26 protein-coding genes are annotated in these 23,878 nt (G+C 42.6%); 7 read left to right on the top strand and 19 right to left on the bottom strand.

All coding sequences use genetic code 11. The annotated features are described in order from the left end of the window. Positions 1–13: 13 nt before the first annotated feature. From AC58QM_RS10785 to AC58QM_RS10770, 4 genes are all read right to left on the bottom strand, one after another. Positions 14–388 (bottom strand): VOC family protein, encoded by a 375-nt coding sequence (locus AC58QM_RS10785; RefSeq protein WP_497283762.1) that lies wholly within the window; start codon positions 386–388, stop codon positions 14–16. A 217-nt stretch (positions 389–605) separates the two neighbouring features. Next, positions 606–1,685: a mandelate racemase/muconate lactonizing enzyme family protein gene (locus AC58QM_RS10780; protein ID WP_497283761.1), complete on the bottom strand. Its 1,080-nt coding sequence runs from the start codon at positions 1,683–1,685 to the stop codon at positions 606–608. Positions 1,686–1,971: 286 nt separating this feature from the next. Continuing rightward, positions 1,972–2,310, bottom strand: coding sequence for a hypothetical protein (locus tag AC58QM_RS10775; protein ID WP_497283760.1), 339 nt, complete (start codon positions 2,308–2,310; stop codon positions 1,972–1,974). A 165-nt stretch (positions 2,311–2,475) separates the two neighbouring features. Then, a complete protein-coding gene (locus AC58QM_RS10770) occupies positions 2,476–3,363 on the bottom strand; it encodes a LysR family transcriptional regulator (protein ID WP_497283759.1) in 888 nt (295 codons plus the stop codon). Between the two features lie 167 nt (positions 3,364–3,530). On the opposite strand from AC58QM_RS10770, the gene AC58QM_RS10765 reads away from it, so the two are divergent. Beyond that, on the top strand, positions 3,531–4,712 hold the full coding sequence (locus AC58QM_RS10765; protein WP_497283757.1) for an MFS transporter: 1,182 nt from the start codon (positions 3,531–3,533) through the stop codon (positions 4,710–4,712). 152 nt (positions 4,713–4,864) lie between these two features. Here the strand turns inward: AC58QM_RS10765 and AC58QM_RS10760 are convergent, their stop codons facing one another. The 4 genes from AC58QM_RS10760 to AC58QM_RS10745 all read right to left on the bottom strand — a co-directional run bounded on the left by AC58QM_RS10760 (position 4,865) and on the right by AC58QM_RS10745 (position 9,140). Continuing rightward, positions 4,865–5,356, bottom strand: a complete 492-nt coding sequence (locus AC58QM_RS10760; protein ID WP_497283755.1) for a (2Fe-2S)-binding protein — start codon at positions 5,354–5,356, stop codon at positions 4,865–4,867. 2 nt (positions 5,357–5,358) lie between these two features. Continuing rightward, complete coding sequence (locus AC58QM_RS10755) at positions 5,359–6,198, bottom strand: FAD binding domain-containing protein (RefSeq protein WP_497283754.1); 840 nt, start codon at positions 6,196–6,198, stop codon at positions 5,359–5,361. Next, the gene (locus tag AC58QM_RS10750; protein ID WP_497283752.1) at positions 6,185–8,515 is read right to left on the bottom strand and encodes a xanthine dehydrogenase family protein molybdopterin-binding subunit; all 2,331 of its coding nucleotides are present in this window, start codon (positions 8,513–8,515) and stop codon (positions 6,185–6,187) included. The genes AC58QM_RS10755 and AC58QM_RS10750 overlap by 14 nt, the downstream gene beginning before the upstream one ends. A gap of 100 nt (positions 8,516–8,615) precedes the next feature. After that, complete coding sequence (locus AC58QM_RS10745; RefSeq protein ID WP_497283750.1) at positions 8,616–9,140, bottom strand: HPP family protein; 525 nt, start codon at positions 9,138–9,140, stop codon at positions 8,616–8,618. Between the two features lie 163 nt (positions 9,141–9,303). On the opposite strand from AC58QM_RS10745, the gene AC58QM_RS10740 reads away from it, so the two are divergent. Next, positions 9,304–10,281, top strand: coding sequence for a GntR family transcriptional regulator (locus AC58QM_RS10740; RefSeq protein WP_497283749.1), 978 nt, complete (start codon positions 9,304–9,306; stop codon positions 10,279–10,281). A 147-nt stretch (positions 10,282–10,428) separates the two neighbouring features. On the opposite strand, the gene AC58QM_RS10735 is transcribed toward AC58QM_RS10740, so the two are convergent. The 3 genes from AC58QM_RS10735 to desA all read right to left on the bottom strand — a co-directional run bounded on the left by AC58QM_RS10735 (position 10,429) and on the right by desA (position 13,301). After that, positions 10,429–11,028 (bottom strand): response regulator, encoded by a 600-nt coding sequence (locus AC58QM_RS10735; protein ID WP_497283747.1) that lies wholly within the window; start codon positions 11,026–11,028, stop codon positions 10,429–10,431. After that, positions 11,025–12,161 (bottom strand): sensor histidine kinase, encoded by a 1,137-nt coding sequence (locus AC58QM_RS10730; protein ID WP_497283746.1) that lies wholly within the window; start codon positions 12,159–12,161, stop codon positions 11,025–11,027. Before AC58QM_RS10730 ends, AC58QM_RS10735 begins: the two co-directional genes overlap by 4 nt. A gap of 69 nt (positions 12,162–12,230) precedes the next feature. Beyond that, complete coding sequence (gene desA / locus AC58QM_RS10725; protein WP_497283744.1) at positions 12,231–13,301, bottom strand: Delta(5) desaturase DesA; 1,071 nt, start codon at positions 13,299–13,301, stop codon at positions 12,231–12,233. A 319-nt stretch (positions 13,302–13,620) separates the two neighbouring features. On the opposite strand from desA, the gene AC58QM_RS10720 reads away from it, so the two are divergent. Then, positions 13,621–13,821, top strand: coding sequence for a cold-shock protein (locus AC58QM_RS10720; protein ID WP_056625586.1), 201 nt, complete (start codon positions 13,621–13,623; stop codon positions 13,819–13,821). Positions 13,822–13,885: 64 nt separating this feature from the next. Continuing rightward, the gene (locus tag AC58QM_RS10715) at positions 13,886–14,116 is read left to right on the top strand and encodes a cold-shock protein (protein WP_310225745.1); all 231 of its coding nucleotides are present in this window, start codon (positions 13,886–13,888) and stop codon (positions 14,114–14,116) included. Between the two features lie 144 nt (positions 14,117–14,260). Here AC58QM_RS10715 and AC58QM_RS10710 read toward each other — a convergent pair whose 3' ends face one another. Beyond that, positions 14,261–14,632: a winged helix-turn-helix transcriptional regulator gene (locus AC58QM_RS10710; protein ID WP_497283742.1), complete on the bottom strand. Its 372-nt coding sequence runs from the start codon at positions 14,630–14,632 to the stop codon at positions 14,261–14,263. Between the two features lie 128 nt (positions 14,633–14,760). On the opposite strand from AC58QM_RS10710, the gene AC58QM_RS10705 reads away from it, so the two are divergent. Both AC58QM_RS10705 and AC58QM_RS10700 read left to right on the top strand, forming a co-directional pair. After that, on the top strand, positions 14,761–15,942 hold the full coding sequence (locus tag AC58QM_RS10705; protein ID WP_497283740.1) for an MFS transporter: 1,182 nt from the start codon (positions 14,761–14,763) through the stop codon (positions 15,940–15,942). Positions 15,943–16,140: 198 nt separating this feature from the next. Next, positions 16,141–17,238, top strand: coding sequence for a glycoside hydrolase family 88/105 protein (locus AC58QM_RS10700; protein WP_497284447.1), 1,098 nt, complete (start codon positions 16,141–16,143; stop codon positions 17,236–17,238). 84 nt (positions 17,239–17,322) lie between these two features. Here AC58QM_RS10700 and AC58QM_RS10695 read toward each other — a convergent pair whose 3' ends face one another. Both AC58QM_RS10695 and AC58QM_RS10690 read right to left on the bottom strand, forming a co-directional pair. Beyond that, a complete protein-coding gene (locus AC58QM_RS10695; protein ID WP_497283738.1) occupies positions 17,323–17,862 on the bottom strand; it encodes an SMI1/KNR4 family protein in 540 nt (179 codons plus the stop codon). A 15-nt stretch (positions 17,863–17,877) separates the two neighbouring features. Beyond that, complete coding sequence (locus tag AC58QM_RS10690) at positions 17,878–18,453, bottom strand: TerD family protein (RefSeq protein WP_310225753.1); 576 nt, start codon at positions 18,451–18,453, stop codon at positions 17,878–17,880. Between the two features lie 183 nt (positions 18,454–18,636). On the opposite strand from AC58QM_RS10690, the gene AC58QM_RS10685 reads away from it, so the two are divergent. After that, positions 18,637–18,906, top strand: coding sequence for a hypothetical protein (locus AC58QM_RS10685; protein ID WP_497283737.1), 270 nt, complete (start codon positions 18,637–18,639; stop codon positions 18,904–18,906). Between the two features lie 127 nt (positions 18,907–19,033). Here AC58QM_RS10685 and AC58QM_RS10680 read toward each other — a convergent pair whose 3' ends face one another. The 5 genes from AC58QM_RS10680 to AC58QM_RS10660 form a co-directional block, all read right to left on the bottom strand. Further along, positions 19,034–19,309, bottom strand: a complete 276-nt coding sequence (locus AC58QM_RS10680; protein ID WP_310225755.1) for a hypothetical protein — start codon at positions 19,307–19,309, stop codon at positions 19,034–19,036. Positions 19,310–19,525: 216 nt separating this feature from the next. Then, entirely contained in the window at positions 19,526–20,701 is a 1,176-nt protein-coding gene (locus tag AC58QM_RS10675; protein ID WP_497283735.1) for a glycosyltransferase, read from the bottom strand. 46 nt (positions 20,702–20,747) lie between these two features. Continuing rightward, positions 20,748–21,680 (bottom strand): phosphotransferase, encoded by a 933-nt coding sequence (locus AC58QM_RS10670; RefSeq protein ID WP_497283734.1) that lies wholly within the window; start codon positions 21,678–21,680, stop codon positions 20,748–20,750. Between the two features lie 34 nt (positions 21,681–21,714). Continuing rightward, positions 21,715–22,899 carry a glycosyltransferase gene (locus tag AC58QM_RS10665; RefSeq protein ID WP_497283732.1) on the bottom strand — a complete coding sequence of 395 codons (1,185 nt, stop codon included), beginning with the start codon at positions 22,897–22,899 and terminating at the stop codon, positions 21,715–21,717. Positions 22,900–22,930: 31 nt separating this feature from the next. Next, a complete protein-coding gene (locus AC58QM_RS10660) occupies positions 22,931–23,842 on the bottom strand; it encodes a glycosyltransferase (protein WP_497283731.1) in 912 nt (303 codons plus the stop codon). Positions 23,843–23,878: the final 36 nt, after the last annotated feature.

Genomic DNA, 23,878 nt, shown 5'->3' with positions numbered 1-23,878 from the left:
CGGAATGTCATGCTCAGTTCACTACCCCATACCTGTTTCCATCTGGATCTTGAACTGAAAATCCTCGCATTCCATCGAACTCTTCAATCTCACCAACATCGGCTCCTCGCTGGCGCAGCAGTTGATATGTCGACTCAACATCGTGCGTATGAAAATTAAAATACTGGCCTACACCATACTCATTTTTTGGAAAAGGATGCTGTTCAATGTTGTTGGAACGCACGAGACAAAAAATGATTTTGTTATCATTCATCATGGTCACAGTAGCATTCGGCTCATCATGATGCCTGATTTCAAATCCTAACACATGGGTATACCACTCCGTTGATCGTTTCAGATCGCTGACTGGGACGAAAATACCAATACCAAAAAATGGGCTTTGATTCATTTTGATGATCTCCTTTTTATGTATGAGTGTGGTCTTGAGTAGAATTTCCCATTCCATTGCCCGCGGCGATAATCAATGGGGCAATCGGCTATAACGGTGAATGGCTTTAATGTATAGTTCGTATATTCCCTCTCCATAATACAGCACATTTGTTCCCATGTAAATATTTTCCTATTAACGAAACCTCCCCGTTGCATAAGAAAAAGCAGCTAATCCTCTAATCGATAACGTACTTCCGTATGATGTCTTCACGAAATTTTAGCCCATGCCCGGGACGATTCCAAACACTAACCATACCGTCCCTGATCTGTGGAACCTCTTCAAACAGATCGTCGTACCAATCCATGTACTCTATGTAGATGCCGTTGGGAATGGCGGCAAAGACCTGGATTTGAAGTTCCCATGCCAGATGAGGAGTAACTGGAATTCGATGTGCGCTTGCCATATTGGCAATGCGGAGCGCTTCGGTAATCCCCCCTGCTCTGAGGTTAATCATCAGAATGTCTCCAGCTTTCCTGTCGATCAGGTCCCGAAACCCGTATCGCGAATACTCGGTCTCACCGGTCGTAATCCGAATATCCAGCGCTTTGGCGATCTCAGCATGACCTATCATATCGTCAGCAGGAACAGGTTCTTCGAACCAATATACGCCGAGCTTTTCCAACTCTCTTCCGAACTGAATTGCTGTTGCCACATCAAGCCCCTGGTTCACATCAACCATAATGTCAACATCCGCACCCAACGCTTTTCTAACGGCGGCTACTCGTTTCAGGTCGACTCTTACATCCGGAAACCCTGCTTTCATCTTGAACGCTTTAAATCCCCGAGAAATATAATTTTCTGCTTCCTCGACGAGCTCTCCCTCCGTTAATGCCATGAATCCAGCACTTGCATACGCTTTAACTTGATCCGTATAAGGCCCAAGCATCCCATGAATCGACGTGTTCTGAAGCTTCCCGGCCAAATCCCATAGGGTAATATCCACCGCAGATATTCCGTAAAGTGCAACTCCCTTGCGACCAATCATGTTGAGCGCCCACCAAAGCTTCTCCCATATCTTATTGCGATACAACGGGTTCTCACCGATTAGCAAATCGGCAATATCATGATCCAAGCATGTTTTAATCGTTTCGCTTCCTAGACCCAGGATAGGCAAATATCCCATTCCGGTAATACCTTCATCCGTCTCAATTTCAACAATGATTGCATTTCTTTTAGCAATGTAAAACGTCGATACTCGAATAGGAGTCGGGAATGGTACTGAAATAAGCTTCGTTTTAACAGATGTGATTTTCATATAACCTCCTGCTTAATAAATAGGTCATTTTTCTGTCCCTGCAGCAGAGCCATACTTTTATTTTATTTACGATATACTTTGAATACGTCTATTCTATGCCTGAATATTTTAATGCGTCGGAGCTTTGCGAGAGGAAATAACGGCCTTAGAGAGTTACGTTGATTTGATGCATATCCGATATTCGGGAAAATTTTCCTTTTATATGGATCTTGATCCTCTCACCTTAGAGCGAAAGCTACCGAAATTCGTGCTGCAACCTTTAGTGGAAAATAGTATTTTTCACGGTCTAGTACGAGCATCTTGATCGTGGATGACGAACAGATGGCAAGGCAGTATATTCGTACACAGTTTCCTTGGGAACACCCTGCAGTGTTAAACCGTTAGAATCCGTAATCGTAATGTGACATTCTTTCGTTTGTTGATTGCCACTTCCTGCATCATGGACCATTCCCTCGGTCTGCAGAAGCTTATTGGAAACTAATCGATATCTCCCTGGTTCAAATACGACCCGCTCCGCTCCCACAGCTATAGCCTTATCAATCGCTTCACGAATACCTGCTGCGCTGTCCTCATTGGAAGGACGTGTAAAATCTTTGACATAGATACTTTTATTATCAGAAAACATTAGATAATCCTCCTTCAATCCGGCAAAAGCTCTTAATATGTCATTATTATAGAGCTTCCATAGGCCACGAAATATGAAGGATTTAACGAAAAAGTTTAAAATATAACAATTGATGAACGGATAATGATTGCTTTTGATAAAATTGCCCCGCTTGTCGTCCATCGATCACATAAGCTGGTCCTTCAGCTCTTCCTCCGCAAAATGGATAAAGGCACGCGCCGCATGATTAAGGTATTTATCCGATCGATAAATGATGCTCATCTCTCTTACAGGAGGAAAGTCGCGAATCGGGAGAAAATGGAGGTCAAGGCTGTCGATAGATTCGAGCAGCGAATTCGCGGCAATTCCTACCGCAATATTGGCTTTGACGAAGTGAAAGAGCGAGGGATTTGAGCTAGTCTCAACCACTACGTTCATTTGAAACCCATGCTGCCTGCACCAACTATCTAAGAAATCTCTCCCCCACAGCCCTTTCGGATACATGACAATGGGAAGCGTCTGAAGATCGGTCAAAGCTACCGAATCGGCCTGCGACAGCTTATGGTTCTTGGACACGACGATACCATACTCCTCTCTGGCCAATGGACGAATGACTAGTCTCGAATCGAAAAGAGGTTTTACAGCTATTCCGATATCCAAATCTGTGTTTAACACCAGTCCGGTCACATCGACTTCCGAGATAATTTTCAATCGGATGTTCGGGTATCTCTGGAAGAAACGAATAAACATCGGAGTGAGGCGATAATCCAGTTCTGATGGCAATGCCGCAATGCTCAGATTCCCCCCTTTTTGATGATAAAGATCGTCCATCTCTTGACGCGCATTGCTGAGATTCTGCATCATCATCCGGACGTGTTTCTTCAATACAGCACCTGCGTCTGTCAGTTCGATTCGTTTGCCGATCCGATTGAACATCGGCATTCCAATCTCTTCTTCCAGCGCTTTAATAGATAAGCTCAAGTTAGGCTGGGATATCCCAATTTTCTCCGCCGCCTTTGTAAAGTGCAGTTCATCACTCACTGCTAAGAAATACTCCAATTGCCTTAGTTCCATAATGACCATCCTTCCTGCCGAATATCCCGCTAATCATTTGCATTATAAATGATTATTATAAATTTAATATAATTGATAAATTCATCTTCTCCAAGTAAAATTTCTTTACCAGTCAATACTAAACGGATGCGGCTTTGGTAAGTACACATAGAATTGGAGCAACGGTCATGAAAAAACATTTTCTTATAGCGATAGCTATGTTTATTGCTTCACTGAACTTACGTCCTTCGATTAATTCAATCGCCCCCTTGTTAGACAACATTAGGACGGATCTCGGAATGAGCGGAGCAGTAGCTAGTTTGCTCACATCCATCCCTGTGCTCTGTATGGGGCTCTACTCCCCGTTGGCAGTTAAAGCCGGTGGCAAATGGGGAATTGAGAGGGTAATCGGTGCATCACTGATGATTATCGCAGTTGGCACCATTCTTCGTGTATTCACAAATTCAGTTATTTATTTGCTCGTCACAGCTCTTATCACGGGGATCGGAATTGCCTTTATCGGGCCGCTATTAGCAGGCTTCATTAAGAAGTATTTCCCAAAGCAGGTCGCTACTATGATCGCCGTTTATACGGTCGCCCTTACTTTAGGGGCTACAGTCAGCTCAGCGTTGTCCACGCCATTCCAGCATATATTCGCTTCCTGGCAGTACTCTCTAGCCTCATGGTCTGTCCTTGCCATCATTGCGGCCGTTTTCTGGTGGTCGATCATTCGGCCGAATGACGTAAGTTCGACTCCTGCCGCGGGAACGGCCAGTGCCAAGTTGCCTTGGGGGAACAGCAAAGCTTGGCCACTAACGTTGTCCTTCGGGTTGATGGCGATGCTATTTTACTCGTATACGGCATGGCTACCTCAAATTATTCAAGGAATGGGCTATTCAAAAAGCTACTCGGTGACCGCTTTAACCTTATTTGTTGTCATTCAAATCCCGGTTAGCCTACTGGTACCTCTCCTGCTGAAAAGATTCCCTTCCCGCCGGTTGTGGTTGGTCATTTCTTCTTTGTTAGAGCTCATCGGCCTCGTTCTGTTACTTTTAAAGGCCGAACCATCGGTTGCGGCTGCGTTAATTGGGATCGGCGCTGGCGGATTGTTCCCCCTGAATCTTCTTCTACCGATTGATGCAACAAAGAGCGCTCAGGATGCCGCTGCGTGGTCGGCCATGGTGCAATCAGCTGGTTACGTCATCGGTGCTACCGGCCCTATTCTGCTTGGAAGAATTCACGATGCCACCAACAGCTTTAACTTCGCAATCGTAGGAATGATAGTTATTATACTGCTGATGATCTTTGTTCAATTCGCAGCTACAGCATCCAAAAACAAACGTATGAGTACCGTGCTCCAAACGCCATAATCAAACAAAGCGCTACGCTAAATATCAGATGACCACAACCCGACATCCATATTTTGAATAATAGAGAATTAATAAGTCAATCCATAGCAAAAAAGTCTGTTTAAGCCTTTTCCAAGGCTTGACAGACTTTTCAATATCCAGATTTGTTTCATTCAGCTGTCACCCTTCAAACTGCATTTCACCTTCGCAACTTGAACAGCTTTCTGAATCTCTTCGTAGCTGGTACAGCGGCACAGATTTGACTGCAGCCAGCCTCGAATCTCATCCTCATCAGCATCTGGCTTGGATTGCAGCAGAGCATGACAAACCATAATAAACCCCGATGTACAAAATCCGCATTGAAAAGCAAACGTTTCTATAAACGCTTGCTGCACGGCCGTTTCTCCACCTAAGCCTTCAATTGTTGTCACCTTGCTACCGGGAGCTTCAACGGCAAGCATAAAGCAGGACTTGATTGGCGTCCCATTAACCAGTACAGTGCACGCGCCGCAATCCCCATTCTCGCATCCAGCTTTAGCGCCGGTAAGCCCCAGACTTTCCCGCAACACGCGCAGCAGCGTGTCCGCTGAACGAATGGTCAATCGGTGCCTTTTCCCATTAACTGTGAGCTCGACTTCTCTCTTTCCACTACCTCGTGCTTGCATCGTCAGCCTCCCCTCCGTTCCAGTGCTGCTAATGAATCTGATAAGGAATTGCGAAGCACGAATCTGCGATAGTCGGCTGAAGCGAGTATATCGTTTAGTACGGGGAGCGGCCAGCTTCGAATAACCTGATCGATCCGCACTTCAGGAGGAAATGAAGAGTCGTTCAGCCGTTCATCGATCTGTTGTGAGCGAAAGGGCACTGCACTTACGCCACTGAAGGCGAACCGCATCCAGCCTCCCGTATTCATCGCGCAAATGCGAACGATCGGGTAATCGATGTAAGCTATTTTGGTACGCTTCACAGTGAACGTCGGTTGATCCAGATACTTTCGATCGGTGATGATCTGAATTAGCATTTCCCCTCTCTCTAAACGGAGTCCCCCGTTGAAGACAGAGTGAATCGATGCCTGCCGGACGCCATTTGGACTCGCAAGAACAACCTCACTGTCTGTGAGTAAGAAGGGTAGCAGAGCCTCTCGATAAAATAGCTTCCCGCACAAATGACCTCCAATGGTTATTTTGTTACGGTTTGTCTGATCGGCTAAATGATGAACCGTCTCGGTGAGCAGTGGAAAAGAATTGTCATTGGCGAGTTCTGTAAGTGTCCGTGCCGCCCCGACGATCCACTGCCCATCTTTATGCAGCAGCACATTGGATTCAGGAATGCCCTTTACATCGATCACTGCCCCCGTTCGAAGCTGATTTAGGCGCGCCCTCGTTATAATCTCTGTACCTCCGGAGTAATAGATCGGATCTAGTCCCAATGAGTCGGCGCGCTGAAATGCTTGAATCGCTTCTTCCAATGTAGATGGTAATTCATACTCGAAATCAAAAGAGATCACGTGCAGCCCCCCTTACGCGCCATATATACTCGGGTGTAAGCGGCAGCTGATTCAGCTCAACTCCGGCTGCGATCGAAAGTGCATTCGCCAAAGCACCTGGCATACCGATCGTTCCATTCTCCGCTACACCCCGCGCACCGTAAGGGCCATCGACAAAAGGCGTCTCGACGAAATCAACCAGATATTCGGGCTGATCGCCAAATCGGGTTATTTTATAACTGCGCAACTGAGGATTCAATACGACACCTGCATGATTGAACAGGAACGCCTCACGTGTCGCGAAGCTCAAACCCATATTCATTCCGCCTACGACTTGCCCATGTGCGGTCCCAGCGTTGATCACTTTGCCAGCGTCAATGACCGAAGCTGCTTTCAGGATCCGGTATGTACACTCCCGCGTATCGAACTCAACGACAACTGCTTGTGCGCTTACCGTCCACTGTTGACCAGGAATTCCCTTACCTGTCTGCGGATCCAGCGCCAACTGATGATGCACACGATATCTTCCTCGGCCAATCACCAGATTTCCAGACGCACGACCATCCGGGTACATATATCCACTAACGAGTGTTCGTATCTCTAGATAAACACTAGGCTCATTTTGCACATATACGTTTCCACCGCCAACCGCAAGCTCCTCTATGGGCCTCTTTAGAACGAGAGAAGCGTTGTGCTTCAGCTGTGCGATTGCATCATCCGCTGCATCAAGAACTGCCCGGCCAACCATCATCGTGCTGCTGCTTGCAACCGTCTTCCAATGCTCAGGCGTGATTTGGGTATCAATATCCATTTTGACATGAACCTGATCGACCGACATATTCATTCTCTCCGCTGCAAGCTGAGCCATGGCCGTTCGGTTCCCTTGACCGATCTCGACAGCGCCAACACTCAGGTTAAGCGACCCGTCGTGATTAAACGTGATGGTAGCGCCTGATCCTAGGTCGATCATTGAACCGGACACTTTCCAAATGCATGAGAACCCTGTGGCTATAACTTTGAAGGGATCTTCCTGCACGCGCTGCACATCTTCATACTGCATGAGCGCTCTCAACTTGCGAATGCATTGCCTTAGATCGCCAACACTGCTACGGCTCAGTAACGTTTGCGTCGGAGTGGTGTCCCCTGGTTGAATGGCATTCAGATCCCTTAGTTCTAGGGGATCGATTTGCAGCTTTTTCGCCAGCATATCCATCGCTCGCTCTGTACAATAGAGCACCTCGCTGTGGCCGAACCCTCGAAACGCGGTCGCATAGGGATGGTTCGTATACACGCTCAGTGCGTCACAATGAACATGCTCGATACGATATGGACCTGTACAATCCACGGCTGCAGATTCCGTTACGATAGCTCCTACATCCGTATAACCACCATTGTCAAACAAAAGTGTGATCTCTGCCGCAGTTAGCCGACCGTCACGAGTAGCACCGAGCTTTACTCGCGCCTCCAATCCGATATGGCTTGGCGATCCGATCATATCGCTCTCGCGGGTATTGTTCAGCTTGACAGGGCGACCGCCGCAGGCAAGTGAAGCCAAATAACCGATATATTCGAGTTGGACGGATCCTTTCCCCCCGAAAGCACCCCCGACCAGCGGAACGCGAATAATGACTTTCGATTGGTCTATCCCAAAAAAGCGCTGAAACAATCGTTTCATCGTGAAAGGGTCTTGTGTCGACGTCTCAATTTCTACCGTACCGTCCGGCTTCGCTTCTACAATAGCGCAGCGCGGTTCCATCGCGCAGTGATCTGACGTATTGAAGGCATAACTGCCTTCAACCGTGACTTCGCTTAATGCCCAGCCGGCTTGCATGTCACCTTTTCTAATCTTCACGTGATTTCCAATATTTGTCCCTGGTACAGGATGAACATCATTTGTTTTTTGATAGCTGGACAAGTTTTCATGAATTAATGGTGCTCCGCTCTGTAGCGCGCTACTAGGAGAATTAACGACAGGCAGCGGCTCGAAACCCGTTCGAATCAGCCTTGCTGCTTCCTTGGCAATGTGTTCGTTATCCGCAACGACGACTGCATATGGCTCTCCGTAATATCGTACTTTCCCTTGTGCTATCGGTGGCCGATCGAACAGTACACTACCGACAAGCACGGAGTGATCAGCCCCCGTTATAACAGCGTGAACACCCGTTACTTGCAGGGCTGCAGCGTAGTCAATATATTGAATCCGGGCATGGGCATGGGGACTTGTCACCAGCCAGCCATGCAAGTGACTAGGAGACTGCGTGTCATTCGTATATCGAGCAACGCCTGTCACTTTATCTTTGGATTCGACTCGTGGAATCGCTTTGCCAATGACGGTCAAGTTTCACTCCCCTCCCTTTTTCCAATCGTCATTGTACATCTTATATGGAAAAAGGTTGTCCTATACGTCCTACTTATTAAGCTTATATTCCACCACCAAATTAAAACCAAAATGTTGGATACCTGCGTTTTTTGTCTAGATTATTAATGATCAAAGCTACAATGACAATAAGCACAGATCCTAACAAGACCGGTGTAATCAAAAAAGACCAGCTGCTGCCGCTTAGAATAACTACCAAGGGATCTGCCCCAGCAGGTGGATGTGTTGTTTTGCTCAACATCATCAACCCAATCGCCAGACCAACAGCCCCTGCCATAACCCAAGTGCCATGACCAAAGAGATGAAAACAAAGTAGCCCTACTAAAGTTGAAATCAAATGTCCTCCGATAATATTGCGTGGCTGGGACAATGGTGCATCCCAGAGTCCAAAAGCCAAAACACAGGTTGCACCAAATGGAGCCATAATCCATACACTTGAGGTTAGCTCCGACAATAAAGCTAAAAGTGCAATAGCCGTAAACCCGCCTAACGAGCCGATTAACGCATTCCTTGGAACGATTTTTAGTGGACTTCTATCTTTGCTTGTCATCTTCTGCCAAAATCTAGGCTTAACATCGTTACTCATTTTAAATTTCACCTCATAAGTTAAAGTACTAGTTAACTAGTTATATGACAGATTTACCGTTGTGTCAACCGCTATATTTAGTCATAAATTTTATGATTCCTTGGATTTCGATTGAAATACCTTTATAATATAACTAGCTAACTATGAAAAGAGGTTATTTGTAGTGGAAGAAGAGAAAACGTATATCCTTCAAGTTAATCCCCAACTGACCTTTAACGTAAATACACAAATCAAAGAACAGATCAAATGGCTAATCGGGATTGGACAAATGGAAACCGGTGAAATGCTGCCTACAGCAAGTCAATTAGCGGATGAGCTCGGGCTTAATCGAAATACAGTCAACTGGGTATATAACCAACTGCGTGATGAGGGGCTCGTTACGATACAGAAGGGACGCGGTACACAGGTCAGCAGTGGATGCGAGATTCAACAACTCTTGGAAGAGCGGAAACCCATGCAGCAGCTTTTGAATGTGACGATTAGCGAAGCTGCTGCAATGGGATTCGATTTACAAACCTTTTTCACGGCAGGTCTTGCCTACTCTTTGCTACACCCTCCTTACCAAGCTGCTAAGCCGCGAATTCTACTCGTGGAATGCAGAGGTCATGATCATCCTTTTTATCGCCAACAGATCGAACTAGCTACTGATTGTGAAGTCGAGACTTTATTTCTCGATGATAACTCCTTACAGGATGATTCTTTAAGAGAAGCGGCCTTGCGTTCTGATGTTATCATCACAACCTTGAATCACGCTGAGGAAGTTAAAGTGCTTTTTGCCCGCTTCGACTGTAAGGTTATCGTGATCGGGGCAACAATCGAAACATCTCTTCTGCTTGAGATCGCTAAACTGCAGCAAGGAACCCATGTTACCTTTGTTTGTCTGGGAAAAATAGGGGGAGAATGGATGGCCAACCGGATTCAGGAAGCGGGGATTACTCAGCTTCATTTTGAGAGTTTAGGGATGAGTGAAACCGATCATCTAACTGAGACGTTTCAGCACACGGACAAAATTTATGCCTCTGCCGCCGTATTTCCAGAACTGAGTAAATTACTTCCTGAAAAAACAGAGCTATTCCCTATGAGGTTAGAAAAAAGCAGCGAAAACTTATTGCATGACATCGCTTCTCAAGTGAAGCGATGATTCCCCTAACTCGTCATCTTTTCAGTTTTGCAAAAAAAGCCCCTCAGCCAACGGGCTGAGGGGCTATATTCAAAAAGATCCCCTAGACGGAACACATTCTGAAAAGTGTCCAGTCTAAGGGGAGCTCTTTTATCTTTTGGAAGCCTGTCATTTGAACCATCCCTTCTCTTTGAAACGCATAATAGCCTCAATTCGGTTACTGACATTGAGCTTATCGAGAATAACGGAGATGTAGTTGCGAACAGTCCCTCTTGTTATGAACATGTGATCAGCAATTTCCTTCGTATTTTTACCATCAGCGATCAGGTTCAATACTTCCTTTTCCCGCTCGGTCAAAGGATTTTCTTCCTTGTAAGTCTCATCTACCAGTTCTGAGGCGTAGATGCGTCTGCCTGCCATCACACTCCGAATCGAAGTTGCCAGTTCCTCGCTTGGGCTATCTTTCAGCAAATATCCGTTGGCCCCAGCCTTCACAGCCCTTTCAAAATACCCGTAACGAGCAAACGTGGTCAATATAATGACTTTGCAACCCAGTCCCTTCAGTTCCTCCGCCGCATCTAAACCGTTCATAATAGGCATCTCGATATCCATGACACAAATATCTGGCTTATGCAGTTTAACCAGTTTCACAGCATCCTCGCCATTGCTTGCTTTACCAACGACCTGCATATCCTCTTCCAAATCCAGTAAGGATGCAAGTGCACCGAGTAGCATCCGTTGATCTTCGGCAATCACAATTCGAATCATAGCTGCACCTCCCTTTCTGGTGGTATGATGGCATTCGGTACTTTGATAACAATCATGGTTCCATTGTCTGAGACGATTTCCATACAACCATTTACAAACTCAAGCCGCTCTTTCATGCCCCGTAATCCATTTCCAAGTAAAACAAGACATTCCTTTGTCATGCCAACCCCATTATCCCCAACCTTGATAACGAGATCACTTGGTGATGGCTCAATGGAAATTGAACACGTAGTAGCACTGCTATGTTTGATAATATTCGTAACGGATTCCTTCAAACACATGCTCAGCACATTCTCATTGATCAGCGACGTGTTGGTTAACTTCGGATCTCCCTCCAGAACGAGGTCGATCTCTGCAGCTTTCAAAATCTGTTTGATTCGAAAAATCTCTTCCACTAGTCTCGTTCCGCGCATTTGCGTTACGATTTCCCTGACTTCCTTTAAAGCTATTCTAGCTGTCTGGCGAACATCATTGATTTCGATTTGTGCTTGCGCCGGATTTTTGGTAATTAACTTCCCAGCCAAATCACTCTTCAAACCAATTAACGAGAGCTTCTGACCCAGTGTATCGTGTAGGTCGCGGGCAATTCTTTGACGCTCTTCCAGCTTCACTAACTCAGAAATCCGCTTATTGGCATCCTCAAGTTGGCCCTGGAGCTGCTCACTCCGATTTCGGTTGAACGTGGTGACTGGAATGAGAATAACGGCAATCACACTAATGATGATAAAAGGCAATTGGTCAAAATACACAGGATTTTGCGATACCAATCCATAGTTAATCGTGACAATCGTCGTTACTAGATGAATGCAGTACAACGTAATAAATCCTGCCTTACTTTTCATGGTGCCAATAAAAAATGCCAAAAACAGAGAGAAGTACACATAGCTGAATACAACAGCCATGATAATCGAAATAATAATTTGTACGCTAGTCCAAAAGTACACAATCCATCCTTTAGATACGAAGGACAGCACATAACAACTAAAGAAAACCATGATCATGATTGTGCCTAATACAATATGGTAGGTCGTCGAAGAACGAAATATGAAATAAAAAGGGAGGATATAAAAGACTACCCACACATACGGACTAAGACCGGTGTTTTTGTGAAAAATTTGATACCACTTTTGCATAGTCCGTTTAGCCTCTTTTTCTTTAACATAGATTTACCTATATTTTAGCACAAACATGAAACGATGTATTTATTGCCCTTGTAAACTTGAGTTATGGACTTTTACTTTTATTTTGTTAGCCAAAGGATCTTGCTCGTCTTCCTTAAGGTGTACCTGTTTCCTATTTTTATAACCGACAAACGTTTTGTTTTGCTCATCCCATAGACGGAAACGTAGCGACTTCAAACTGGTGCCGATTGTAATGGTCGTAGCTTTTTGAAGTGGAGGCGTTGCATTATGCGCTTTTTCCAAATTATAATTTGGCACTTTTGGACTCAAGTGATGGACATGATGAAACCCAATGTTGCCAGTAATCCATTGCAAAAGCTTCGGCAACTTATAATAGGAGCTTCCATCTACCGCGGCTTTCACATAACTCCACTCATCTTCATTCTCGAAGTAGGAGTCTTCAAACTGATGTTGCACATAAAATAACCAGATGCCCAACAAGCCCGCTACGAACATGATTGGAGCTTGTACCAGAACAAATGACTGCCATCCAATGAGCCAGATCAGTCCACCATATAAAGCAAGGATAGAGACGTTGGTCAAATAAGTACTGATTCTCTCCTTACGTCTTGCGCCTTTCGTATTAAAGCGATTCGTAACTAGGAACAAAAAGATAGGACCCAGTCCGAACATAATAAATGGATTTCGATATAAACGATAAGCAATTCGAACCCATATGGAGGAAGCCGCATATTCGTCAACGGTCAGTACCCACATATCACCAACGCCACGTTTCTCAAGGTTACTGCTCGTTGCATGATGGATGGAATGACTATTCTTCCATTGCTGATAGGGAAAGAGTGTAAGGATACCGGTAATCGTACCGATGATTTCGTTTGCTCTACGGCTTTTGAAGAACGATTGATGACAACAATCATGGAAAATGATAAAAGTTCGTATCACGAATCCAGATGCGATGATCGTAATTGGTAATGTGATCCAATAAGAAATAGATAGGCTTATATACGCAGCTAACCAGAGTAGGACTAGGGGTCCTAAGGTGTTAATTAGCTGTTTAATACTAGCCCTCGTATTTGATATTTCATAAGGGGCAACCTGTTTTTTCAAGTTAGTTAGCGTCGATTGTGTCATCGTATAGTTCCTCCTCGATATGGTGCGCAGGACTTGTTAGCGATTATCAGTGGTAGTTTCCTATCTTCATTATAGATATCGCTTTCAATTCGTTGCAGTCATAAACATCATGTAGACGGTATGACATTTGTCATATAGGACAGAGAGAACGAATACAAATTTGCTTATCATAGAAGTGTGTGCTATGATTGTTGAACAAACGGCTTTGACATAAACTCACATATTGAAAAAGTGATCATTTGTGTATGGTACCTTTTTCAATGTGTGATTTTTTTTGTTTAAAAAAGCATGTTAATAACAATTTGGAGGTAATTATATTATGGAAACAGGAACAGTGAAATGGTTTAACGCAGAGAAAGGTTTTGGATTTATTGAAATGGAAGGCGGAAATGATGTATTCGTTCATTTCTCCGCAATTCAAGGAGATGGCTTCAAATCATTGGACGAAGGACAACGCGTAGAATTCAATGTTGCTCAAGGCAACCGCGGTCCTCAAGCTGAAAATGTTGTAAAACTGTAAATCACAACGAACTGCCCTTAACACGAGTTAAGGGCAGTTTTTTTATTAGAAGGAGGAACAAACTATGTATTTTCGAAGAAAATCGGTTGAGGATCTCATTCAAGAAAACACAAAAGTCTGGGCATGTAATAATGAAGATTGTAAGGGTTGGATTCGGGACAATTTCTCCTTTGAATACGTACCAACTTGCCACCAATGCCTTTCTCCCATGATTAGCAGCTTAAAGATGCTCCCTATCATTTCTAACTCCAATAAGAATATGAAGTCTCTTCATAAAGGTAGATTGATCTCCTAGTCAATTAATGGCATATATGGGCTGTTGTTGATTTCTTTGATCATTGTGAACACGAAACAACATCAAATAGGCGTTCACCCCATAGAGTGAACGCCATAAAACCATTTAGATTCAGTTACACGCGAGTAGAACAAGGAAACTCTTTTAAGAAGAAATGCTGGGTTTCCTATTTACTTGCTGTGGCTTCCCCCACTTTTCAACCCATTTATTCATCTCGTTCAGCGCAGTTTGGAAATCGCATCCCTTTTCTGTTAATGAATATTCCACCGTTACAGGTACTGTCGGAAAGACTTGGCGCAGGACAAGACCATTATGTTCTAAATGGCGAAGTGTATCCGTAAGGGACTGCGTTTTTATAATAGCTACATTCCTTTGCAGCTGATTAAATCGCTGTGGCCCGCGAAGCAATTCGTTCAATACAAGAAACGCCCACTTGGCTCCAAGGATTTGCAATACTTCGCAGATGTCAGAACTCCCCGTAACCAAACAGGATTCGGAATTACCTTGCTCAGTCATCCGGTTTCCCCCTAACAAAAAGTAAGTTAGTCAAAATAGATGGATTATATCCTAATACTTTGCCTTCTTACAATATTATCCCAACCCTTCTATAATGACAATAACTCAAATGGAAGGGAATGAAAGCAATGAATAAATGGACGATTTACGTACTCGCTCTAGGGGTATTCTTAACGGCTACTTCCGAGTTGGTTGTCGCTGGAATCCTGCGTGTACTTGCAAAAGACTTAAACATTTCCATCGCCTTTGCCGGGCAATTGATTACAGCCTACTCGCTAGCCTTTGCCATTGGAACGCCTCTCCTGGTATCACTAACATCCCGCATGGGACGTAGAAAAGTGCTGTTAGGCGCATTGGCTGTATTTATCCTGGGGTGCTTACTCTCCTTCTGGAGTTCGACGATCTCCACCTTGATGGTGTCACGGATTGTCCTTGGTGTAAGCTCTGGCGTTTATATTGTCGCAGCCTTTAGTGCAGCTGCCAAAATTGTTCCCCCTGAGAGGATAGGCAGTGCCATTAGCACGATTGTTCTCGGCTTCAGCAGCGCGATGATTCTAGGTGTCCCCATCGGCATAGCCATTACGAACTGGTTGAACTGGCAGGCGATTTTCTTGATTTTAGGACTGATTAGCGTGGTGATTACCTGCGTCATTTACCGCTTGTTACCAGAGATTGATGGGGACGCACCGATGTCATTCCGACAACAATTCAAAGTGCTGGGAAGTGCCGTAATCGTAAGCGGTTTGTTTCTAACCTTTTTTAGGGAATCAGGAAATTCGGTGTTATTTACTTACTTAACCCCTTTTATGCAAGACATTCTTGAAATTAAAGCATCCAACATCAGCATCGCCATGCTTGTTTTTGGTCTATTTGGTGCAGTCGGCACTCGCTTGGGAGGTTACGGAATCGATCGATGGGGAGCAGCGCGCATCATAGCTTTCAGCACTATCGTGCTCGTTGTCATTCTAGCCCTTTTGCCTCTGTTTGCCGGGTCAACTCTCATCGCTTTACTATTAATTTCACTCATGATGGTCTCGCTGTTCATGGCCGGTCCAGCGACTCAAACGTATTTCATTCAACAAGCGCCCCAATCTTCCAGTCTCGTGCTAAGTCTAAATACATCGATCATTCATTTAGGATTAGCGACAGGCGCTGGGACTGGCGGCGCGATGATAAGTGCCAATTCCACCGTCCTCTACAATCCCTGGATGGCCAGTTTTATTGTCGTGTTAGCACTCATATCTGCCTTCATAAGTTTCTCCATGGGAAAAAAACAGCTGAGCCATCTACAAAAACATCAGATTTCGTAAACTATGTATTTGTCGCAAGATATAATAATTTCTCTTCATATATTCTCATTTTCCTCAAAAACAATTCATATTTTTCTCTGAAATTTTGGAAAACAAAATAGAATTGACTAGAGACAAAAGTTGTTGCATCATGATGTGTAAATAGGTTTTCTACTTATCAGGGGGGCACAAATTTTGAACAATCTTTGGTCTACGTCGATGTCCGAATCTTTCATGCTGCAATATCCACTCGTATCTGACATGCCATTTCAAAAGAGTCGATGCTGGAATTACGAAAACGGTTGCATTTTAACGGCCTTTGAACGGATGTATCATACAACGGGTGAAGAATGCTACTTAACGTACATCAAAGATAACATGGATTTGTTTATTCAAGATGACGGTTCCATTACGACTTACAATTTGAATGAATATAACGTCGATATGATTAACCAGGGAAAAACGTTGTTCCTGCTGTTCGAGAAAACCGGCGATCCCAAGTACCGTAAGGCCATTGAGTTATTGGTGGCGCAATTGAAGGGCCATCCCCGCACCAAAGAAGGCGGTTTGTGGCACAAAAAAATATATCCGTTCCAAATGTGGTTGGATGGTGTGTATATGACGTCTCCTTTTTTGGCTCAATATGCACACGTGTTCAATGAACATGAATGGTTTGATGATATCGCCAATGAAATTCTGTTAATGGAGCGTGTCGTGCGCGATCCGCAAACCGGATTACTGTACCACGGATGGGATGAGAGCCGAGAGGAGCGTTGGGCCAATAAAGTAACAGGCTGTTCCGAACATTTCTGGGGACGTGCTATTGGCTGGTACGTTATGGCGATTGTTGATGTACTTGATTTCTTGCCGCTTGATCATTCGCAGCGCGGGCAAATTATCGGTATTTTCCACCGTTTGGCCAAAGCGATTGTTAAGGTGCAAGACGCTGAGAGTGGTTTGTGGTGGCAAGTCATGGATCGTGCCGGTGAGGAAGGGAACTATTTGGAGGCTTCCAGCACCACGATGTTTACTTACGCACTGGCCAAGGGCGCAAATAAGGGCTATCTCGAAAAATGGGCCCTTGAAGCGGCTCGTAAAGCTTACGAAGGAAGCCTAACACAATTTGTAGAGCGCGACGCTGACGAATCCTTGCATTTGAACGGCATTTGCAGCGTAGCAGGATTAGGCAATACGCCGTACCGCGATGGATCCTATGCCTATTACATCAGTGAACCGATTCGACGCGACGATCCGAAAGGTTTTGCACCATTTGTTTTGGCTTGCCTAGAAATTGAAGCCTCTTTGAGAAAAGAATAAGTCAACTGTGTCTGCCTCAGAAACGATAAATGAAAACAATAAATCCGCTAACCAGATTGGTTGCGGATTTTTGCTGTGTTCTAATTATTCACTTTTGAAGTTAAGTGCATTTAATAAATTCCAATCCCAGAAGAAAGAGCCTTGCGATACAACGAGACGTTCAAACCATAATTCAAAGTTTAGAACGATATCTTCTGCATCGGGAACATACGTTGATCCAACAAACATATAATCCTCTCTTCCTTCTTTTACTCTAGAAGAATTAACATAAATAAGAATTGAATGATACTTGGCAATTACATACATATTCTCAGGAGCTTCTTTTTTATCGATAAAATCCATAATGTCCTCTAGACCAAAAATATGCCAAGCACCATTAGCCTTTTCAGAGGTATCATTAAATAGGAGTGCACCATCATTTATCATTAGAAAATCTTTGTAACTCTCCGGCAAATAGTACCCTGTTTCCTTAACAAAATTCATCATGTGTATATCTGTTGTTGGTTTATAAAAGGAAAAGGAACATGGCTGTAAGTGCCCCGATCCGCGATGGACATACATTGTTGGTGATTTTTCGATATGCTCTTTCAATCCCATTAATGTCTTGTAAACTATTTGTTTCATATAGACGTCAGCAGCCTAAGCTAAACCATAATCTTTCGCTAAACCACCAAGACCGTCTCTATATCCACTTCCTACAGCTGAGAACTTCCACTCACCCGCATTTCTATATAACTCCCCTACGACAACAGCAGTTTCAATGGAGAAATCTTCACCTAGGTCAAAACGGATGAGTTCTTGGCCATCTGTTTCGTTAACAATACGAACATAAGCATTTGAAACTTGACCGAAGTTTTGATTACGCTCTGCAGCTTCATGAATCGTAATAGCAAAAGCAATTTTCTCGATACTAGCAGGAACCTTCGATAAATCAACTTTAATTTGCTCGTCATCACCATCGCCAGCACCTGTACGATTGTCACCATTATGTACAACAGATCCATTTTCATTTTCCTTGTTGTTATAAAAAACAAAGTTTTTTTCGTTATCCACTTTACCTGCAGCGTTAGTGCAAAATACAGAAGAATCAAGATCGAAAGCGCCGCCGCCATCGTATTTATTCGTGTCCCAACCAAGACCGACAAAGATTTTAGCAAGTCCAGGATTTGTTTTTGTAAGATCTACTTTCTGACCTTTAGATAGATTAATTGCCATTGTATAATTACCTCGCTTTGTAATGAATTATTTTTCCCCGCATGATACATACGACCTTATTCTCAAATAGTTCCAAAAAAGAAATAACGTTCAAAGTTAAATTACTGTTAAATGTTTCTAATTGACTTAAAGTGTTTACATATGATTTATAGCATTAAAATAAATCATAGGAGAGTGGTTAGTATGAGTTTTTTAAAAACAAAATTGATGTTGCTTGTTGCATGTTCGAGTATAATGGTTCCTAGCGTAATTAGCGCTGCAACTGAAACGGTAGATGCGCCAGACTACACTTATATGAATGGCAGTGTTCACACTCTTATCCATGGTATTTATATTCCTGGTCGTTATTTAATTGATGAAGATACAGTAGCCGTTTATATCCCTGGAGGGATAGGTATCATTGCAGTCGATAAGAACACTGTATTACCTGAAGGTTCTGTCGTCTTAAACTAGGCTCATCGTTGCTCACTGCAAGGGAGACTCTTTACAAAAACAAAATGTCCGCGATATCAAAACCTCTGTATGGGAGGAAACGATAAAGCGGACATTTTGTTTTGTAGTTTTTTTATGTAGGTATACTTTAAAAAGTTGTATTGTTGCTCAGTGCATCTGCGAATATGGAAAAGAAAATAATTGCAATAATCGCATAGAAGGCAATTACAATAAGCATCAGCAATAAACTTGCTTTGGCGTAATTAGCTTTATTTTTGTTCGCATTGTCACCAAATGCCCAAACAAATAACATGACGATATTTACGATTGGGATCATCAGAATTAAGCTAGTAATGAGCCAATTCTTCACCGTCATCACATTTTCTCTTTGATCTAGCCCATAGTTTGTTGTTTCCATCGACATTTTAAAAAATCCCCCTTAAGTATCTCTGTGAATAATTTCCATTACTTAATATATCTGAAAATACACAAATGTAAAGGAATATTTTTACAATATTTAAATATTACTCCACAAAACAAAAAAACCGCGCTGCACGCGGATCTCTTTCGTTGTTTCGTCTGTACGCATACATGTCGATAGCAAAGCGGCAATGCCTGATTAGCAAGTTTCACGAAATCCCTATATGCTCCTTTGCAGGTCTAAAAGAGCATCTGCAAAATGTGAGGTTCCATTTTTCCCTACTAATTCATTTAACTGCAACTCCAATTCACTGTCCAACATGCTCACAATCGACGTATTTCTTACTTGATTCTTCACCTTATTCAGAATTGTTCCCTTTTTAATATGGAGGAGTTCTAAAAAATAACGCAATAGTCTATTGTATTTATCCATCTTTTGAAGCATATACAGATCTTCCACGATATCGTTTAACTCTTTTTCATCCATAGATAGAGAACCTCGCAAAAATGTCGTGATGCAAGCGAGAACAATATCAATATGTGAAATATCATTATATTTATGACAAATATAATCGAAGCTTTTAAGAGCTTCCCCTCTTGCGTAATTTCTTGGATGTGCCTGATGGACATTAATAATATCCAGAAGTTTAAAATGACATCCAGCCTTATATAGCCGAATCCCAAGATCATAGTCTTCAAAACCCCAATTCACGATCTTTTCATCAAATCGTCCGACTTCGACTACTTTACTTCTTGATACGGATGAATTATTGGTGATAAAAAACCGCCAAGGTAGATGATAGCCTTTTAAGTCTGAACCAAATTCTTGAATGACTTTTTCTAGAGAATGGATAAAAGGCGTGTCTTTTCTAAAGCTATAGTTCATGAAACTACCATCGATAATTTTTTCTCTAGGTATCAACGGGCGTACATCAAGTTCTAAATCATCGGATGGGAAATCAAATTGATCTTTCACTTTATTAAATTCAGGGATTCTGAAATCCTCAAAATTTTTATAATAATAGGTGAAAATCTCCTTCCAAGTCTTCCCGCACACGACCGTATTCTCATTTAGATGTGCTTCGATATGTTTTCTTACAAAACTTCTCTCAGCAATCATATCACTGTCATGAAAAATGAGGATGTCTCCTGCCGCCTTCGAAATACCCTGATTTCTTCCATGCGCAATTCCTTTATTCTCATCTATTCGAACAACTTCAAGGCGGAAACTCGCTTGAAATTCGGATAGCATTCTCGCCGTATTGTCAGCAGAACCATTATCGATCACGATGACTTCAAATTGGTCATGTGGATAGTCCTGTAGATTTAAGGATAGTAGATTATAATAAAGACGCTCACAGGCGTTGTAGGACGGAATAATAATGGTTCCCTTCACAAAGGTTACACCTCACTTATTTTAGCGTGAACGTGTAAGTCAAGCACTAACCACGTTCTTGCAACACTTTTACCCCTTCGGGGGAGAGTACCCATTCAACTAATTTCTGTTGCTTTGTAAACGCAAGATCTCCTTTATTAATAAAACTCCCAAAAAATAATCCAAGTTTAGCAATCATACTAGGGAGTACGCTTTGCTCTTGTTCAGATAATCCTCCATAACCTTGAATAAAAGGCTTCACCAAAAACTTACCTTTATCTTTTAATAAGAAAAAGTAAAGGGCGTAGGCTACATCGAAGACACATTCCCCTCGCTGAATCGAATCGAAGTCTAATATACAGCACACTTCTCCGCTTTCCTGATAAAGTTGATTTCCTGGGTTCCAATCCCCATGTAGAATCGTTGTTGGTAAATTTTCGGGGAAGCTTTCTAGATTCTGAATATGTTTCTGGATCAAATCATTGATGTGATAAATTTGGGCCATATGTTGGGGCGTCCAGTTGTACAGTAACTGCAATTTAGGTGCGTCATCTAAAACATTCCAATTGTAAAAATGATAGATAGACTCTCTTGTTGGAGGATCTTTATGAGTAGTCAAAAGTGTTTGGTGCATGTTTCGCAGCATGCTCCCGCTGAAATAGGCTTGCTTCGGAAGCCATTGAAAATGATGGGCATCTATGAATGGTGTCACTTCTATAAAGTAGTCATTATAGGTAGAGAAATAGCTGCCAAGTTTATTTTTTAAAGGCAATAATGCCGGTAGATTGAATGAACGTAAAATGGAAACAATCTCGTGTGCATAGTGAATACGCTCGGGGTCAAACTTTTCGCGATAGATTCTGATGACATAAAAGCCTTTTTTCGTTCTGATCTTTATATTCGTATTGACATATCCGCCAAGTTTACCTTCAGCGGAGATGAAATCTCCAATATCATATTCCCTGCAGATCGATTGGAGATCATTTAATGGATAGTCCATATAGAGCCCCCTTCGCTTTTTGAAACCCTCCATTTTACGTCTTTGAAATATATTGATGTAAGGTAGATAAAGCTTCAGAAAAACGAATCATGCCGTATTTCTCATTAAGCTCATTTACCATGTCATAACATGCATCCGAATGGATTGGCGTGAGCTCAAGCTCCCTATGGTTCAAGTAGGTATTTTTTGCATGCTGCAGCATTTCCCGAAAAAGTTCCAAATGATCTTGATAGTCTGCTTGTTTCTGCATTTCGTTTATTTCTTCCATTAATTCGTTTAAATGACTCGGGTCGATAATCGGTTGCATAGGGGGGAAAATGGCTGAAATATCAAATAATAAGCTTAATAGCATATCTAAACTATGAATGTCGTTATACTTCTCAAACCAATAGTCCGTACTTAATCTAATTTCTTTAGTCGTATAATTTCGCTCATGTTCTTGATGGGCACTAACGATATCGTGTTTGACCATAAATTCGCTTCCGGATTTGTAGAGCCTATAGCCTAAGTCAAAGTCTTCAAATCCCCAATTCGGATTATTTTCATCAAATAACCCCAGTTCCACAACTCTTTTACGTTCAACGGATGCGTTATTGGTTAGGAAATATCTCCATGGAAAATGGTAACCCCTTAAATTCTCCCCATAGGTTTGAACGGTATCTTTTAGATAGGAAAAGAGCAAAAGGTTATCAAAATCGAACGAATAGTTCATAAAAGAGCCGTCTTTGATCTGTTTCTCCGTAATGAGTTGATAGATCTGATCGTTTACACGTTGAATCTCAGGATATGTGTTGTTTAACTTTTTGAATAGCTGCTGGTGAAAAGATTTAAAACTTTTATAATAAAAGCTATAAATTCTTCGCCAACATAACCCACAAACTACATTGTTTGGTACCTGATGTGCCTCGATATGCTTTCTAACATAATCTTGGGATGCGATCATATCACTATCATGAAAAATCAGAATATCTCCAACAGCCTTTAATATGCCTTGGTTCCTTCCATGGGCAATTCCCTTATTCTGCTCGATTCGTACGGTTATAAGGGGGAAGTTCGCTTCAAACTTGGACAGCATGTCAGCCGTATCATCTGTCGATCCATTGTCGACCACAACGACTTCAAAATCCTGCAGTGGGTAATCTTGGTACGACAAGGAGACTAGATTTAGATATAACCGATGCTTGGCGTTATAAGACGGGATAATCAGACTTGCTTTCATTTTTCACCTTCTTTACTTCGTGGGGATGGGGCTACCAGTATCGTTTCAAATCTTCTTCCGATGCATATCCGCTGAAAGACGAGTCGATTTGTTCTGTCAAATCAATTGCTTCCCGGAGCTTCTGTTGATAAAACTCAAAGATGAAGGGAATATGTTTTTGGTTAAATAGTAACTCGATTTTATTTTTATTTACCATTCTTAAACCACAAAAATGATAAAAAATTAACCTATGTTCATTGACATAAACCGAATCTTCATTTTCAGTGAATTGGAATTTCAAATCATTCCATATCCCGATATTGACGCCCGGGGTTGTGATATCACAACTACTGGGAAATAATTTTGGAACTTGATCTAGATATTTTTGATCACCGAAAAAACCTTCCGTAGGTTTAATTTCGCATCTTTCAATACATTTCTCTTTCCACCACTCCAAACAAGCTAGACCCAATTCGTCTTTTTTGAAACTTATATAGCCAGAGTTATAATACCCGGTTACTTTTTGCATATAGCGTGTAAAACTGTCACTCCAAGAGGGGTTGTATTTTTCTTCCGGAGACAAGAGGACCGAGCAGTCTGGTTGATTTTCGAAGATGATTGAAGGGTCGTTCCAAAAATATAAATCACAATCCAGATAAGTTAATCTAGTTGCTGTAGGATGTGTCATCATAAGATGCTCTAAAAAAATAGGTTTTAACGTCCAACAGTATTCATGGATCTTTCTTGTTTTCTTGATTGCTAATACATCGTCCCCCAGTGCTTTATCATGAACTACATGAAGTTCTTTCATGTTTATTTTTCTTAATAACTCATATACCTCGTCGTCAACACAAAGTACAAATAGTTCAAAATCCTCTTTAGACACCTTTTTCATCGAACCAAGCAGGGCTAGGAACTGGTATACCCTCCCCTTAGATAAAATGGAACAATATACATTGTCCATGGAACCACCTCATTTCGACTTTATTTACACATCCAT

This window comes from Paenibacillus sp. J22P165, from assembly GCF_059692015.1.
The sequence above is the reverse complement of the archived record's forward strand: the minus strand, read 5'-3'. Positions and strand labels throughout refer to the sequence as shown.